Raw genomic sequence first — 15,667 nt, 5'->3', positions numbered from 1 at the left:
CCGGTCAGGCGAGGTTAGCCCGTGACCGGGTCGAGCACGATGAGCAGGATCGCGGCCCAGTGGCACACCCACGCGGCGACCGTGGCGGCGTGGAACACCTCGTGGAACCCGAACGTGTTCGGCCAGATGTTCGGCCGCTTGAGCGCGTAGACGACGGCGCCCGCCGTGTAGATGAGCCCGCCGACGAGCACGAGCACCATCATGCCGACCGAGGCGTGCACGAGGTCGACGATGTACATCATCGCGATCCAGCCGGTGGCGAGATAGAGGGCGGTCGTGAGCCAGCGCGGTGCCGTGATCCAGGCGACGTTGAAGACGATGCCGATGACGGCGACCGTCCACACGAGCGCGAGCAGGATCCAGCCCTTCTGCGGCGGGAGGGCGAGTAGCGCGAGCGGCGTATAGGTGCCGGCGATGAGCAAGAAGATGTTTGCGTGGTCGAAGCGGCGCAGGAGCGCCTTCGTGCGCGGCTTCCAGTCGAAGCGGTGGTACAGCGCCGACATCCCGAACAGGATGATCGAGCACAGCGTGAACACGGTCACCGCGGCGACGCCTCGCGCGCTGTGTACGAACGGGAACAGTAGGGTGCCGAGCACGAGCGCGAGGGGCGCAGCGCCCGTGTGCAGCCAGCCGCGCAGGAGCGGTCGGGCGACCGCGAGGTACGACGTTGTGCCCGCCTCGCCCGTCGTCGCGGGGGAGTCGGGCCGTGTCGCGGCGCGTCGATCACTCGTCTTCATCACGCTCCCGATCGTACGCGGTGCACTAGATTGACGGGTGTGAATCGCAAAACCGTCGTGCGCATCCCAGCCTTCCTGTATCGGCTGTACGCGCGTCGGCTGTGGAACTCCCTGCAGCGCACGCAAACCCGCCCGAATCACCTCGCGATGATCATCGACGGGAATCGGCGCTGGGCGAAGCAGCTCGGACTCGAGGACGCCGCCGCGGGGCACCGCGCCGGCGCCGCAAAGATGATCGAGTTTCTGCGGTGGTGCGACCGTGCCCATGTCGGCACCGTCACGCTCTACCTGCTTTCGCGCGACAACCTCACGAGCCGCTCGCCCGACGAGCTGCGCGAACTCATGGTGATCATCGGCCTGCTCGCCGACGAGATCGCCGAGGCCGGGCGATTCCAAGTGCAGCACGTCGGGTCGACCGAGGGGCTCGCCCCCGAACTCGCATCGACGCTCGAGCGGGTCGAGGCGTCGACGCGCGAGGCGCGCGGGCCGCACGTCAACCTCGCAATCGGCTACGGCGGGCGCAACGAGATCGTCGAGGCGATGCGCTCGATCGTGCAGGGGCACGCCGACTCGGGCGGGAGCATCCAGGAGCTCGCCGACATCCTCACGCCCGAGATGATCGGCGAACACCTCTACACCGGTGGTCAACCCGACCCCGACCTCATGATTCGCACGTCGGGGGAGCAGCGGCTCAGTGACTTCATGCTCTGGCAGGCCGCGCACTCCGAGTTTTACTTCGTCGAGGCGCTCGGTCCCGACCTGCGCGAGATCGATTTCCTCCGCGCCCTGCGCGACTTCGCGAAGCGCGAGCGCCGCTACGGCAAATAGGCCGGCGTGTCGGCCGACACGCCGGAACCCTCAAGCGCGGGTTGCAACTTTGGTGATGGTTTTGCCGTCGTGAGCACAACATCCGTCACTTGCGTCACACCAGTAACGCCGCAGATGAACTTCCGGTGACGAACCGGCAATGACCTCGAAGAACTGCCCTCGGCTACCGCGTTGTCGAGCCGCCTCGGCGTAGGTTGCAGGTATCAGGTATGCGTCCTGATCGAGGCGGCCACATAAGTTCGCGTCGTAACCCCCGTGGCCGTTTCGCACCAGCAACGAGCACCCGCTCGGCGAGGAGCGAATTCCGTGACCAGCACCACCATTCCCGAACACCTCGACGACACGAACGCAGCGGCAACGGATGCGCAGCGCGAGCCGCAGGGCGGGGGTGAGACGGGCGATCGGGTCGCGGTGCGCACCTACGTGCTCGACACCTCGGTCTTGCTCAGCGACCCGCGCGCGATGTTCCGCTTCGAGGAGCACGAGGTCGTGATTCCGATCGTCGTCGTCACCGAGCTCGAGAAGAAGCGCCACGACCCCGAGATCGGCTACTTCGCCCGCCAGTCGCTGCGACTGCTCGACAAGCTTCGCGTTGAGTATGGGCGGCTCGACCTGCCGATGCCGGTCGGCGAGCAGGGCGGCACGATCCGCGTCGAGCTGAACCACTCGAATCAGCAGATCCTCCCGAGCGGCATGCAGCAGGGCGACAACGACACGCGCATCCTCGCGGTCGCGGCGAACCTCGCCTCCGAGGGCGCGCACGTCACGGTCGTGTCAAAGGACACCCCGATGCGCGTCAAGGCCTCCGCAATCGGCATGGCGGCGGACGAGTACCGGCACGAGCTCGCGCGCGACACCGGCTACACGGGGCTTGGGCAGCTTGCCCTCGGCGCCGACGACATGGGCACCCTCTACGACGCCGAGGAACTCGAGACCGACGAGGTCGCGGCGCACCCGGTGAACACCTCGCTCGTGATCAGCTCCGAGCGCGGTTCGGCCCTCGGCCGCGTCGTCGAACCCGGCAAGGTGCGCCTCGTGCGCGGCGACCGCGACGTGTTCGGCCTGCACGGCCGCTCGGCCGAGCAGCGGCTCGCGATGGACCTGCTCATGGACCCGACGGTCGGCATCGTCTCGCTTGGCGGTCGGGCGGGCACCGGGAAGTCGGCGCTCGCGCTCGCGGCGGGGCTTGAGCACGTGCTCGAGCGGCAGCTGCAGCGCAAGATCATGGTTTTCCGTCCGCTCTACGCGGTGGGCGGGCAGGAGCTCGGCTACCTGCCGGGTGACGCCGACGAGAAGATGAGCCCGTGGGGGCAGGCGGTCTACGACGCGCTGTCTTCGATCGTGTCGGACAACGTCATCGACGAGGTGATCGGTCGCAACATGCTTGAGGTCCTCCCGCTCACGCACATCCGAGGCCGGTCGCTGCACGACGCGTTCGTGATCGTCGACGAGGCGCAGTCGCTCGAGCGCAACGTGCTGCTCACGATGCTCTCGCGCATCGGACAGAACTCGAAGGTCGTGCTCACCCACGACGTCGCTCAGCGCGACAACCTGCGGGTCGGGCGTCACGACGGCATCGCCTCGGTGATCGAGACGCTGAAGGGGCACCGGCTGTTCGGGCACATCACGCTCACGCGCTCGGAGCGCAGCGAAATCGCGGCGCTCGTGACCGACCTGCTCGAGGACTACAACTTCTAGCCGGGCCCGCGACTTCGTAACGACTCGAATCGGCCGCCGTGTGCCTGTGGACAACTCGGCGGCCGATTCGTGTGGGCGCCTACGCTCGGACGTATGTGGGGGAGCGTCGTCGTCATCGCGTACTTCGCCGTGGCCACGGGGCCGCTTGTTGCTGCAGATCTGCGCGAGCATCGGCTGCCGAACGTCTGGACCCTGCCGGGCTGGATCGCGGGCCTGGTGGGTCTTGTCGTCGACTGGGCGACGACCGGGTCTTTCCCGACCGCGGGCGTTGTGGCGGGTGCCGCAGCGCTCGTGCTGTTCGGGCTCTTCGCGGTGGTCGCAGGGCTCGGCCTCGGCGACGTGAAGCTCGCGGTGCCGCTCGCGATCGGACTCGGGCTCGTCGGGCCAGTGAATGCGGCGCTCGGGCTCGTGATCGCCTTCGCCTCGGGTGGCCTCGCGGCGCTTATTGTGCTCGTGCGCACGCGGCGGCGGGATGCGCAGCTCGCCTTCGGCCCCTGGCTGCTGCTCGGATTCTGGGTCGCGGCGGTCTGGTGGGCGTCTGGCAAGTAACCAGCCCGTGATCCCGCCCGTCAACTAGGCTGAGGAGGTCGAATTTTCGCCGTGGAGAAAGGCACACACGTGGTGAACACCCCCGAGACCGAGTACCGGATCGAGCACGACACGATGGGCGAGGTGCGAGTTCCGAAGAACGCGCTCTACGCGGCCCAGACGCAGCGCGCCGTCGAGAACTTCCCGATCTCGGGCAGCCGCCTCGAAGACCGGCAGATCATCGCGCTCGCGCAGATCAAGCGCGCCGCCGCGATCGTGAACGAGAAGCTCGGCATCGTCGACGGTGGCCGTGCCAAGGCGATCGTGGCCGCGGCCGAGGAGATCATCGGCGGCCAGCACCTCGACCAGTTCCCGATCGACGTCTACCAGACCGGGTCGGGCACGAGCTCGAACATGAACATGAACGAGGTGCTCGCGACCCTCGCGTCGGCATCGCTCGGCGAGCAGGTGCACCCGAACGACCACGTGAACGCGTCGCAGTCGTCGAACGACGTCTTCCCGACCTCGGCCCACGTCGCGGTCACCGGTGCACTCCTCGAGGAGCTCGTGCCGGCGCTCGAGCACCTCGCCGGCGCACTCGAGGCGAAGGCGGAGCTGTGGAAGGACGCCGTGAAGGCGGGCCGCACGCACCTCATGGACGCCACCCCCGTCACCCTCGGCCAGGAGTTCGGCGGCTACGCCCGCCAGCTCCGCCTTGGTGTCGACCGCGTGAACGCGACGATCGAGCGCGTCGCCGAGGTGCCCCTCGGCGGCACCGCCACCGGTACGGGCATCAACACGCCGGCCGGCTTCTCGGAGCAGGTCATTGCCGAGCTCGCCTCGAACACTGGCCTGCCGCTGCACGAGGCCGCCGACCACTTTGAGGCCCAGGGCGCCCGCGACGGGCTCGTGGAGGCCTCGGGCGCGCTGCGCACGATCGCGGTGTCGCTCGTGAAGATCAACAACGATCTGCGGTGGATGGGCTCGGGCCCGAACACAGGCCTCGGCGAGATCGCGATTCCCGACCTCCAGCCGGGCTCGTCGATCATGCCCGGCAAGGTGAACCCCGTGATCCCCGAGGCGGTGCTCATGGTCGCCTCGCGCATCATCGGCAACGACGCGGCGATCGCGTTCGGTGGCGCCTCGGGCTCGTTCGAGCTCAACGTGCAGATCCCGCTCATGGGCACCGTGCTGCTCGAGTCGATCCGCCTGCTCGCGAACTCGGTGCGGGTGCTCGCCGACAAGACCATCGAGGGCCTCGAGGCGAACGTCGAGCACGCGCGCGACCTCGCGGAGTCGTCGCCCTCGATCGTGACGCCGCTCAACCGCGTGATCGGCTACGAGGCCGCGGCGAAGGTCGCGAAGCACGCCGTCGCGAGCAAGGTGACGGTGCGCCAGGCGGTCATCGACCTTGGCTTTGTCGAGCGCGGTGAGATCACCGAGGCTGAACTCGACGCGAAGCTCGACGTGCTGAAGATGACGACGCCGAACCTGTAGGGCGTGCATCGAAGAAGCCGGCCGGCCCGCATTCGCGGGCCGGCCGGCTTCTTCGTTCGTGTGGTGAGTCGGTCGGGCGCCGACTACTCAGCCGGAATTTGGTCGGCGATCGAACTCGCGACCTCCTGCACCGACTCGATCGAGCCCGAGCCGAACACGATATAGGTCGACCCTGCGCGCGTCGCGACGAGCACGTACCGGTTATTGCCCGCATCCTCACGGTCGAGGTCGGTGTAGTCGTACTCGTCCCACGTGATGCCGCCGACGTTGGTCGTGCCGGTGGGCGTGCGGTTGCCGACCTTACTATACGTCCAGGTGTCGTTCGCGTTCACGGCCTGGCGGACGCCAACGAACTCGTCGGCGCGGTCGTTCTCGATCTTCAGCAGCCCGATGTACCACTCGGTGACGTCGTCGTTTCCGGTGCGAATCTCGGTACCGTTCGACTGCCAGTCGTCGCCGAGCTCCGGCACCACGAGCTCAACCTCGAACTGCGGCTGCGCCTCGGCGGCGGCCTGCGTGTAGTCGATGTCGGGCAGCTGCTCCTGGTCGTCGCGCGGCACGACGAGGATCATGACGGCCATGAGCGCGACGCTCACGCCGAGTGCGGCGATGAGGTTCTGGACGGTCTTGCGCTGACGGTACTTGCGCGACGATTCCGCTTTGCGGGCGGCGGTCTCTTCGGGCGTCTCAGGCCGGCCGAGTTCGGCGACGACGCGGGATTCGTTGGGGAGGTCGGCCAAGCGCTACTCCTCGGCAGCTTCGGGGTCGTTCGCCTCGCGGGCGCGTTCGAGGCGCTCGCGCGCGCCCTTGAGCCAGTGCTCGCACCGGCCGGCGAGTGCTTCGCCCCGTTCCCACAGGCGCAGCGAGTCTTCGAGCGACTGCGAGCCCTGTTCGAGCGACTGCACCACGAGCGCGAGTTCGTCTCGGGCCTGTTCGAAGCTCAGCTCCGAGACCGGGGTCGGTTCAGTCGACCCACTGCCGGGGTGCTGTTGGTCTGCTGTCGGGCTGCCTGCTGGCTGCGATTCGGCCATGCTGCTCATTCTACGGTTGCCTCGATTCTGCCGTCGGTGACACGGATATTGAGTTTCGCGCCGGATTCGACCTGGCCGGTCGCGGCGATGACGCCGGGGGAGTCGCCGTCGACTCGTTCGACAATGGCGTAGCCGCGCTGCAGCGTACCGAGCGGCGACAGCGCCGCGAGTCGGTGGCCGAGACCCGTGACCTGGTCGTCGAAGCGCCGCAGGTGCCAGTCCATGAGCTCATTTGCGCGAGTCGCGTAGCGGCCGACTTCGTCGCCGCGCTGGTCGATCATCCAGCTCGGGTTCGCGAGGGCCGGCCGCGACCGCAGGTCTTCGAAGCGACGCCCCTCGACCCGCACGAGGTCGGTGAGGTGGCGGCGGATGCGCGCGCGCAGCTGCGAGACGAGGTCGAGCTGCTCGGCAACGTCGGGCACGACCCGCTTCGCGGCGTCGGTCGGCGTCGAGGCGCGCAGGTCGGCGACCTCGTCAAGAATTGGGCGGTCGGCCTCGTGCCCGATCGCGCTCACGATCGGGGTGTTCGCGGCCGCCGCGGCCCGCACGAGCGTCTCGTCGCTGAAGGGCAGCAGGTGCAGGAAGTCGCCGCCGCCGCGCGCGATGATGATGACGTCGACCTCGGGGTCATCGTCGAGCAGCCGGAGCGCCGCGACGACCTCGGCGGCGGCGCTATCGCCCTGCACGCGCGCGTACTCGGTGCGGAACTGCACGGCCGGCCACCGCAGCTCGGCGTTGCGGCGCACATCCTTTTCGGCGTCGGAATCGCGGCCCGTGATGAGCCCGATGCGATTCGGGAGGAACGGCAGCCGGCGCTTACGGTCGAGGTTGAACAGCCCCTCCTCGCCTAGCTTGCGACGCAGCCGCTCGAGCTGCTCGAGCAGCGTGCCGATGCCGACGTGGCGCATGTCGTACACCTGCAGTGAGAGCGAGCCGCCCTTGACCCACACGTCGGGCTTCGCGTTGATGATGACGCGGTCGCCCTTCTTGAACTGTTCGGTGAGGCGCTCGCGCACCGACCGCCACATCACGATCGACAGCGAGGCGTCCTGCTCGAGGTCGCGGATCTTCGCGTAGGCGTGACCGCCGCGAATGTCGTAGCTCGTGAGCTCGCCCTCGACCCAGGCACTGCCGAGCTTCGCGACCCAGTCGTGGATCGCCTGCGAGATATACGACACCTGAAACGGGGTCTCGGGGGTTGACTGGTTCGCCGCCAAGCGAGTTCACCTGCCTTCGAGAGATGTGTGGCCGGGCCGTCGTGGAGCCGAGACGCGGCGCATGACGAGGATACGCGGCCACAGCCGGGCGCGCGGAGCGCTGTGGATAAGCGTGGTTACGGCGTCGGTGTCGGTGTCATTGTGGGATTCGGCGTCGTTGACGCGCCGGGCAGCTCGCCGCCCGCGACAAGCCAATCGATGATCTCGGGGTGCGCGAACAGCGCCATCGTCACGACGACGAGCGTGATCACGAGAGCGCACACCGCGCCGACTCCCGCGCACCAGAGCGCGAACTTCTGCGCCTGCCAGCGGCGCACCGCAACGTAGAGCCACACGGCGTAGTTGACGACGTGGAGCACGATGCCGGTCCACGAAATCGCCGCGAGGCCCGAGGGACGGTGGTAGGCGCCGAGCCCAAACTGGTCGAACAGCACCACCACCTGCGAGACAAGTGCCTGCTCGCCGACCGACGTCATGTGCATGATCGTGCCGAAGATGCCGAGCGCAAACAGGCCGATGCCCATCGTGCGGTCGCTGCGGAGCCGCAGGCGACGCAATTCTTCGGGTGAAAATTGGCCACCGGGCCCCGGCTTGGAAGCGCGGGGCCCGGTGGGTGGAGTCTGCGACACGCTAGATGGACTGCGACTTGCCGTGCGAGCCGAGCTGCTGCGTGGCCTCGATGACGCGGTCCGACATGGCGGTCTCGGCCTTCTTGCCCCACGAGCGGGGGTCGTAGACCTTCTTGTTGCCGACCTCGCCGTCGACCTTGAGGAACCCGTCGTAGTTCTTGAGCACCGTGTCGGCGACTGAACGCGAGAACGCGTACTGCGTATCCGTGTCGATGTTCATCTTGATGACGCCGTTGCCGACCGCCGTCGCGATCTCTTCGGCGCTCGAACCCGAGCCGCCGTGGAACACGAGGTCGAGCGGCTTCGGGCCGGTGCCGTACTTCTCGGCGATGCCGGCCTGCAGCTCAGCGAGGAGCTCGGGGCGCAGCTTCACGTTGCCGGGCTTGTAGACGCCGTGCACGTTGCCGAACGTGAGCGCCGCCATGTAGCGGCCTTCGTCGCCGAGGCCGAGCGCCTCGACCGTCGCGATGACGTCGTCGACCGTCGTGTAGAGCTTGTCGTTGATCTCGGCCGCGACGCCGTCTTCTTCGCCGCCGACAACACCGATCTCGACCTCGAGGATCTGGCCGTTGTTGCGGATGCGCGGGAGCAGTTCCTTCGCGATCTCGAGGTTCTCGGAGAGCGGCACCGCCGAGCCATCCCACATGTGCGACTGGAAGATTGGCTCTTCGCCGCGCTTCACCGCATCCTCCGACGCCTCGATGAGCGGGAGCACGAAGGTGTCGAGCGCGTTCTTCGGGCAGTGGTCGGTGTGGAGCGCGACGGTGATGGGGTAGTTCTTCGCGACCTCCTTCGCGAAGGCGGCCATTGCGAGCGCGCCCGAGGCGCGAGCCGTGCGCGTCTGCCCGGCGAAGTAGTCGGCACCGCCCGTCGTCACCTGAAGAATTCCGTCAGACCCCGCCTCGGTCAGGCCCTGCAACACGGCATTGATCGTTTGCGAACTCGAGACGTTGATCGCGGGGTAGGCGAATCCGTCCTCCTTCGCACGGTTGAGCATCTCGGCATACTGGTCGGGTGTGGCGATAGGCATAGCGACTCCTTCACTGTCAATCGGCACCGATCATCGACCCTCGCAGTGTAGCCATCGCGAGTGGGCGGGACGTGCAGGTGCGGCGTCATCTTGCATTCGTTTCAGACTTGTAGGCTGAATGCAGATCTGCCACCGTCGAAAGGGTTCAGCGTGTCCGAAAACAACCAAGCCGGTCATGAAGCAGAGCTGATCGAGCACCCCGATCGCAACCTCGCAATGGAGCTGGTTCGCGCGACTGAGGCTGCGGCGATTCGGGCGGTGCCGTGGATTGGCCGCGGCAACAAGAATGCCGCCGACGGTGCGGCCGTCGACGCGATGCGCAAATTCCTCGCGACCGTGGAGTTTCAGGGCGAGGTCGTCATCGGTGAGGGCGAGAAAGACGAAGCACCGATGCTGTTCAACGGCGAGGTTGTCGGCAACGGTCGCGGTCCGCTCTGCGACATCGCGGTCGACCCGATTGACGGCACGAGCCTGACGGCGGCGGGTCGCCAGAACGCGATCAGCGTTATCGCGGTTGCCGATCGCGGGTCAATGTACAACCCGAAGGAGGTCTTCTACATGGAGAAGATCGTCACGGGCCCCGCGGGAAAGGGCATCATCGATCTCGAGCGGCCGATCGGCGAGAACATTACGGCCCTCGCCGAGGCGCTCGGCAAGCACGTCGAAGACATGACCGTCGCCGTGCTCGACCGTCCGCGCCACGAGCAGCTCATTCAGGACATCCGGGCGTCGGGCGCCGGCACCGAGCTCATGCTCGACGGCGACGTCGCTGGCGGCATCAATGCGGCGCTCCAGAACGGGCGCATCGACATGTGCGTCGGCATCGGCGGGACGCCCGAGGGCATCATCACCGCGTGCGCGATCAAGGGCCTCGACGGCGTGATGCAGGGCCGCCTCTACCCGCGGAACGACGAGGAGCGCAGCAACGCGGTGAACGCGGGCCACGAGCTCGGCCGCGTGCTGACGGCAGATGACCTCGTGCGCACCGACAACACCTTCTTCGTCTGCACGGGCGTCACCGACGGTGGCCTCGTGCGGGGCGTGAATCGCGAGCGCGACAACATCACGACCGACTCGGTTGTGCTGCGGGCTCGGTCGGGCACGTTCCGCCGCGTGACGGCCGTGCACCGCGCCGACAAGTGGCTCGGCGACGACGCGTAACCACGCGCCGGATCGACTATTCGACCCCCGCCTCCGCACTCGCATCCGGCACCAGCTCGGGCGCGGTGAGGGGGCGGGGTGTTTTTTCCACGGGTCGGGGCGTCTCGAGCGGGCGCGCCGAAGCGTCGTGCTCGACGAGCCGGCGCGCGGTCGGCAGCACCCGACCCTCATACGAGCCGACGAACTGGTCGTACGCTTCGACCGAGCCGCGCAGTTGCCGGCCGAGCTTCGCGAGGTGGCCCGAGGCCGTGCCGATGCGTCGGTAGAGGTCGTTTGCGAGGGTGAGCACCTCGGCGACCGACTCGCTCACGCGCTCCTGCTGCCAGGCCGCGGCGACCGAGCGCAGAATCGCCCACAGCGTGGTCGGCGATGCAAGCGCGACACTCTTCGCGAAGGCGTCGTCGAGGAGTCCAGGATCGGCCGTGACCGCGGCCGAGAGCGCCGCCTCGCTCGGCAGATAGGCGATCACGAGGCTCGGTGAGCCGGGCACGAGCGCCTGGTAGTTGCGTGCCTGGAGCGTGTCGACGTGGCCGCGCACCGCCTGTGCGTGTTCGCGAAGCAGTCGCCTCCGGAGTTTCTCGTCGTCGCCGCTACCCGGTTGCGGCACACGGAGGGCCTCGAGGTATCGGTTCATTGGGGCCTTCGCATCGACGATGAGCGCGTGCTCGCCGGGCAGCCGCACGATCGCGTCGGGCCGCAGCCGACCGTCGTCGCCCTCGATTGTCACCTGCGTTTCGAAGTCGACGTGGGGGAGCATCCCCGCGCTTTCGAACAGGTTGCGCAGCTGTGCCTCGCCCCAGTTGCCGCGGGCCGTCGTCGAACGCATCGCCGCGGTGAGTTGCTGCGTCGCCTCGCGCAACTCGGCGTCAGACTGCGCCTGCACGCGCAGCTGTTCGCTCAGCCGTCCGTTCAGCTGCTGCCGCTCGGCCTCGAGCTGCTGCACCGTCGTGCGCAGGTGCTCGAGTTCGCGGCGTACCGGCGCGAGTTCCTGGAGCACCCGCGAGTCGCCCGCGGTGCGCAGCTGGTCGTGCTCGTGCGCGCGCCGCACTTCCTCGAGGCGCGCCTCCGCGCTCTGGGCGCGCCCGCGGGTGGCGAAATAGGTGATCGCGGCGCCGAGCACAGCACCGATCACGAGGGCGAGAACAAAGCCGAGGGTTTCCATGTCCGTAGCGTCGCACGGGCCTGCGACATCGGTCGACGCGACCTACCCTCCGCGGCCGAACAGGCCGCGGAATCCGCCGCCCCGCGTTCGGCGCTGGGGAGCCGCCGGCGGCACCGGCGCCGCGCCCGGCAGCTCGGCTTCTTCGAGCCAACTCGCAAACGAAGCCCACTCGAGCGCGAGTTCGGCACCGGTCGGACGGCCGAAGGCATCGGCGACCGCAATCGCGGCCTCGAGCGGCGTCTCGACATCGGTGCGCTGTTTTGCGAGGGCTGTCCGAGCCTGCACGCCGGGAAGCTCCGTGAGAATCCCGTGCTCGTGCATCGTCTCGACCAGCACGTCGAGTCGGGCCATCATGGGTGGGTCAGCCTTCGCGAGTCGCCGACGCCGATCGGCGAGCGCGCGCACGGCGCGACCTGCCGCCGACGCATCCGATTTCGCGAGCTCGAGCAGCACCTCGTCGGCCCGGTGTGCATGGCTCACCGTGAGCGCATCGAGATACTCGTCGAGCTCGCGACCGTGCAGTTCGCCATACGATTCGGCGAGCGTGATGAATGCCTCGGCGGTGCGCGCCGACTTGCTCGCGGCGATGATCGCGCACGTCGCGGTCCACGAGGCGGGAGGCTCGCCCGGGTGTGGGTTTGCTGTGGGAACGGCGTCGAGTGGCTCGGCCTGGCCCCAGTACGAGAGCACGGTTCGCTCGACGCCGGGTGAGTCGGGAGTCGCGCGAGCTGCAGCGATCAGCAGGCTGTCGGCGATGCGTTCGGCCGTGTCGACGAGCTCGGAACTCGCCATCGCCGACTCGAGCACCGCGAGGTCCTCGGCGGTCGTGTCGTCGCTCGGCGCCTCGGGCGCATCGTCGCCGGATTCGGCGTCGGAGGCAGCCTTGTCGTTGTCGTCGACGTTGTCTCCGTCGGTTTCGGCCTTGGCGGCCTCGGCGGCTTCTGTCGCCCGCTGCTGCGCACTGGTGCGCTGCACAACCTCGGTGTGGGCGCGTTCGAGCAGCAACCGTCGCGCGCCGAGGTAGACCTCGTCGTGGTCGTCGGGGTGCAGGATGCGCAGCGCCGTCGCGGCATCGGCGGGCAGGTCAACGGCGGTGCCCGAGTCGACCCAGTTGCGCAGGGCGTCAAGGGCCTTCGCCCCGAACGCGGCACGGATGCGCGGGCCCGGCTCGGCGATCGCGGTGCGCCACGCGAACTGTTCGGGGAAGACCTCGGGCCAGGTCTGCGCGATCTCGTCGATGGCACGGTGGTCGTCGAACGACTCGGCGAGGATGATCGCGATGCCGGCGTGCGCGTCTCGATCGGTACCGCCCCGCAGCGCATTCCAGCGGGCGAGCGCGCGTCGGTAGGCCGCATCGCCGCCGTCGGCGATGATCGCAACGGCGATACCGGTCGCGTCGATGTTGTCGGGGTGGGCGAGGAGCTCCTGCCAGCGGGGCGTCGTCAAGGGGTTTCTCCTAGCTGCGTCAGAACGTGGCGTCGGCGACGAGTCGGTCGTGGTCGGGTGCGTCTTCGGGCTCGAGTTCGCGGATCTGCACGCTGCTCGAGCTCGCGAGGTCGTCCATCGTCGTGAACCCACCCGTGCGGGCGACATCGACGACGATCGCCGCACACGCCTCGGCGTCGGCGAGCGGGTCGTGGTGCCGATCGAGGGTGTAGCCCGCGGCGGCTGCGGCGCTCGGAAGTTTGTAGGACGGCAGCGTGTAGCTGCGGCGCGCGAGCCGGAGGGAGCAGAAGTAGCGAAGCCCCGGCACCGCGAGCAGGCTGGCGCGTGTGGCCGCCACGATGACGCCGATGTCGAACCCGGCGTTGTGCGCCACCACGACGTCGTCGCCGATGAAGTCGATGAGGCGCTGCAGGCTCTCGGGCCACTCGGGCGCCGCCGAGACCCGTTCGGGGCTCACGCCGTGCAGCTGGATATTGAACGGCTCGAACTCGTCGTGACCGGCCGGTGGATGGATCAGCCAGGTGTCACGCTCGACGAATTCACCGTCGCGGACGCGCACGACCCCGACCGCACAGGCGGATGCGGGGGAGCGGTTGGCGGTCTCGAAGTCGACGGCGGTGAAACTCACAGTCATAACCCGTCAATGGTCGCACGCACCCCTGACACCGGCCGTACCGTGGCCGCCCGGTAGACTTGCCTGCCGTGGCTCTTACTCTCGGAATCGTCGGACTGCCCAACGTCGGCAAGTCCACCCTCTTCAACGCACTCACGAAGAATACGGTGCTCGCCGCGAACTATCCCTTCGCGACGATCGAACCGAACGTCGGCGTCGTCGAGCTGCCCGATGCGCGGCTCGCGAAGCTTGCCGAAATCTTTGGTTCGCAGCGACTCCTGCCCGCGACCGTGTCGTTCGTTGACATCGCCGGCATCGTCAAGGGCGCGAGCGAGGGCGAGGGTCTCGGGAACCAATTCCTCGCGAACATCCGCGAGGCCGACGCGATCACGCAGGTCGTGCGCGGCTTCGCCGACCCCGACGTCGTGCACGTCGACGGTGAGGTGTCGCCCGCGAGCGACATGGAGACGATCAACACCGAGCTGATTTTGGCCGACCTGCAGACGCTCGAGAAGGCGCTGCCTCGCTACGAGAAGGAAGTGAAGGGCAAGAAGCTCGACGCGGCCGTGCTCACTGCCGCGAAGGAGGCCGTCGAGGTGCTCAACGAGGGCAAGCTCCTGTCGAGCAGCGACCTCGACCTCTCGCCGATTCGCGAGCTCGGGCTGCTCAGCGCGAAGCCTTTCATTTACGTCTTCAACGTCGACGAAGACGTGCTCGGCGACCAGGCGAAGCTCGACGAGCTCGCCGCGCTGGTCGCGCCCGCGAAGGCGGTGTTCCTCGACGCCAAGACGGAGTCGGAGCTCATCGACCTGCCCGCCGACGAGGCTGCCGAACTGCTCGAGGCGCTCGGCCAAGATGAGTCGGGGCTCGACCAGCTCGCGCGCGTCGGCTTTGACACGCTTGGGCTGCAGACGTACCTCACGGCCGGGCCGAAGGAGGCCCGCGCCTGGACCATTCGCAAGGGTGACAAGGCGCCGCAGGCCGCCGGGGTCATCCACACCGACTTCGAGCGCGGCTTCATCAAGGCCGAGATCGTGTCGTTCGACGACCTCATTGCCGCCGGCTCGATGCAGGATGCGAAGGCAGCTGGCAAGGTGCGCATGGAGGGCAAGGACTACGTCATGCAGGACGGCGACGTCGTGGAATTTCGTTTTGCGCTTTAACGTCTGCGGTGCGGTGTGCCGCGCCGAGTAAGCCGGCGCGGCACATCGGATTGACCTGATTAGTTCCAGGCGCTGAGGGTATCGGCCATTGATGTAGTGGGCCGCCCGATCAGTCGAGACAGCTCCCCGGTTGTCATGGCCTGACTTCCCTCGCGCATCCCCTGGTGGAGCACGCCGAGGAATCCGACGGTCGCCTCGTCCAGGCCGGCCCCGAGGAGCATGTCGCGCTCCTGCTCGGGGGTGAGCGGCTCGTAGCGCACCGGCGTTCCGAGGACGTCCTGAGCGGTCTGCGCGAACTCCGCATAGTTCCAAGCAGTGTCGCCGGAGAGTTCGTACGCGTGCCCCTCGTGCCCGGGCGTGGTGAGGACGACGGCGGCGGCCTCGGCCGTGTCGCGGCGGGTCGCGGTGGCCAGGCGGCCGTCTCCGATGCTGTTGGCGATGACGCCGCGGGCGCGGGCGGTCTCGAAGTCCTGCTGCAGGTTCTCGGTCCACCAGCCGTTGCGCAGGAACGTCGCCGACATGCCCGAGGCGGTGATGACGTCCTCGGTGGCCTTGTGCTCGGCGGCCAGCGCGAAGGTCGTGGTGGGCGCGCCGAGCGCGGAGGTGTAGACGATGTGGGGCACTCCGGCAGCGGTCGCGGCGTCGATGGCTGCGGTGCGGGGTGCGAGGGCCGCACCGGGTGCTCCGATCGACACGAGCAGCAGCTTGTCTGCTCCCCGGAGGGTCTCGGCGGTGCCTGCTGCGTCGTCGAGGTCGAGTGGTGCGGTGCGCAGGCCGCGGGAGGCCAGAGCTTCCAGGCGGCCGCCGTCGCGGCCGAGGGCGAGGATGTCCGAAGGTGTGACGCCGCGCTCGAGGAGGGCGTCGATGACGTGGCCGCCGTACTTACCGGTGGCTCCGATGATGGCGATGGTCATGATGGTCTTCTTC

At 68.2% G+C, this 15,667-nt stretch carries 15 protein-coding genes and 1 pseudogene; 6 read left to right on the top strand and 10 right to left on the bottom strand.

The annotated features are described in order from the left end of the window. Positions 1 to 14 precede the first annotated feature (14 nt). Positions 15 to 737, bottom strand: a complete 723-nt coding sequence (gene trhA, locus G328_RS0111350) for a PAQR family membrane homeostasis protein TrhA (RefSeq protein WP_019619477.1) — start codon at positions 735 to 737, stop codon at positions 15 to 17. Positions 738 to 776: 39 nt separating this feature from the next. Between trhA and G328_RS0111345 the strand changes: the two genes are divergently transcribed. The 4 genes from G328_RS0111345 to G328_RS0111330 all read left to right on the top strand — a co-directional run bounded on the left by G328_RS0111345 (position 777) and on the right by G328_RS0111330 (position 5,288). After that, complete coding sequence (locus G328_RS0111345) at positions 777 to 1,565, top strand: isoprenyl transferase (RefSeq protein WP_019619476.1); 789 nt, start codon at positions 777 to 779, stop codon at positions 1,563 to 1,565. Between the two features lie 306 nt (positions 1,566 to 1,871). Further along, complete coding sequence (locus G328_RS0111340) at positions 1,872 to 3,263, top strand: PhoH family protein (protein WP_019619475.1); 1,392 nt, start codon at positions 1,872 to 1,874, stop codon at positions 3,261 to 3,263. Positions 3,264 to 3,356: 93 nt separating this feature from the next. Then, positions 3,357 to 3,812: a prepilin peptidase gene (locus tag G328_RS15225; protein WP_019619474.1), complete on the top strand. Its 456-nt coding sequence runs from the start codon at positions 3,357 to 3,359 to the stop codon at positions 3,810 to 3,812. A gap of 51 nt (positions 3,813 to 3,863) precedes the next feature. Then, positions 3,864 to 5,288, top strand: coding sequence for a class II fumarate hydratase (locus G328_RS0111330; protein ID WP_390295465.1), 1,425 nt, complete (start codon positions 3,864 to 3,866; stop codon positions 5,286 to 5,288). Positions 5,289 to 5,371: 83 nt separating this feature from the next. Here the strand turns inward: G328_RS0111330 and G328_RS0111325 are convergent, their stop codons facing one another. The 5 genes and pseudogenes from G328_RS0111325 to fbaA form a co-directional block, all read right to left on the bottom strand. Continuing rightward, the gene (locus G328_RS0111325) at positions 5,372 to 6,028 is read right to left on the bottom strand and encodes a DUF4245 domain-containing protein (RefSeq protein WP_019619472.1); all 657 of its coding nucleotides are present in this window, start codon (positions 6,026 to 6,028) and stop codon (positions 5,372 to 5,374) included. Positions 6,029 to 6,031: 3 nt separating this feature from the next. Next, entirely contained in the window at positions 6,032 to 6,319 is a 288-nt protein-coding gene (locus tag G328_RS0111320) for an exodeoxyribonuclease VII small subunit (RefSeq protein WP_019619471.1), read from the bottom strand. Positions 6,320 to 6,324: 5 nt separating this feature from the next. Further along, positions 6,325 to 7,536 (bottom strand): exodeoxyribonuclease VII large subunit, encoded by a 1,212-nt coding sequence (gene xseA / locus G328_RS0111315; RefSeq protein WP_019619470.1) that lies wholly within the window; start codon positions 7,534 to 7,536, stop codon positions 6,325 to 6,327. Between the two features lie 116 nt (positions 7,537 to 7,652). Further along, positions 7,653 to 8,186, bottom strand: a pseudogene (locus tag G328_RS0111310) (DUF6264 family protein); the annotation flags it as partial. After that, positions 8,167 to 9,195: a class II fructose-bisphosphate aldolase gene (gene fbaA / locus G328_RS0111305; protein ID WP_019619468.1), complete on the bottom strand. Its 1,029-nt coding sequence runs from the start codon at positions 9,193 to 9,195 to the stop codon at positions 8,167 to 8,169. The gene fbaA and the pseudogene G328_RS0111310, both read right to left, overlap by 20 nt. Positions 9,196 to 9,411: 216 nt before the next feature. On the opposite strand from fbaA, the gene glpX reads away from it, so the two are divergent. Then, a complete protein-coding gene (glpX, locus tag G328_RS0111300; RefSeq protein WP_051082908.1) occupies positions 9,412 to 10,356 on the top strand; it encodes a class II fructose-bisphosphatase in 945 nt (314 codons plus the stop codon). A gap of 16 nt (positions 10,357 to 10,372) precedes the next feature. Here glpX and G328_RS15220 read toward each other — a convergent pair whose 3' ends face one another. From G328_RS15220 to G328_RS0111285, 3 genes are read right to left on the bottom strand one after another with little or no spacing between them, the layout of a single operon-like run. Beyond that, a complete protein-coding gene (locus tag G328_RS15220) occupies positions 10,373 to 11,518 on the bottom strand; it encodes a DNA recombination protein RmuC (protein ID WP_019619466.1) in 1,146 nt (381 codons plus the stop codon). 42 nt (positions 11,519 to 11,560) lie between these two features. Next, positions 11,561 to 12,964 carry a hypothetical protein gene (locus G328_RS0111290; protein WP_019619465.1) on the bottom strand — a complete coding sequence of 468 codons (1,404 nt, stop codon included), beginning with the start codon at positions 12,962 to 12,964 and terminating at the stop codon, positions 11,561 to 11,563. Positions 12,965 to 12,983: 19 nt separating this feature from the next. Then, entirely contained in the window at positions 12,984 to 13,598 is a 615-nt protein-coding gene (locus tag G328_RS0111285; RefSeq protein ID WP_019619464.1) for a 3'-5' exonuclease, read from the bottom strand. A gap of 68 nt (positions 13,599 to 13,666) precedes the next feature. Here G328_RS0111285 and ychF point away from each other — a divergent pair, with 68 nt between their 5' ends. Beyond that, a complete protein-coding gene (gene ychF, locus G328_RS0111280; protein ID WP_019619463.1) occupies positions 13,667 to 14,740 on the top strand; it encodes a redox-regulated ATPase YchF in 1,074 nt (357 codons plus the stop codon). A 59-nt stretch (positions 14,741 to 14,799) separates the two neighbouring features. On the opposite strand, the gene G328_RS0111275 is transcribed toward ychF, so the two are convergent. Then, positions 14,800 to 15,654 (bottom strand): NAD(P)H-binding protein, encoded by an 855-nt coding sequence (locus G328_RS0111275; protein ID WP_019619462.1) that lies wholly within the window; start codon positions 15,652 to 15,654, stop codon positions 14,800 to 14,802. Positions 15,655 to 15,667 lie beyond the last annotated feature (13 nt).

The sequence above is a fragment of the [Zimmermannella] faecalis ATCC 13722 genome, from assembly GCF_000381765.1.
GTDB classification, from domain to species: Bacteria; Actinomycetota; Actinomycetes; order Actinomycetales; family Microbacteriaceae; genus Gulosibacter; species Gulosibacter faecalis.
This window is presented reverse-complemented; position numbering and strand designations above follow the sequence as displayed.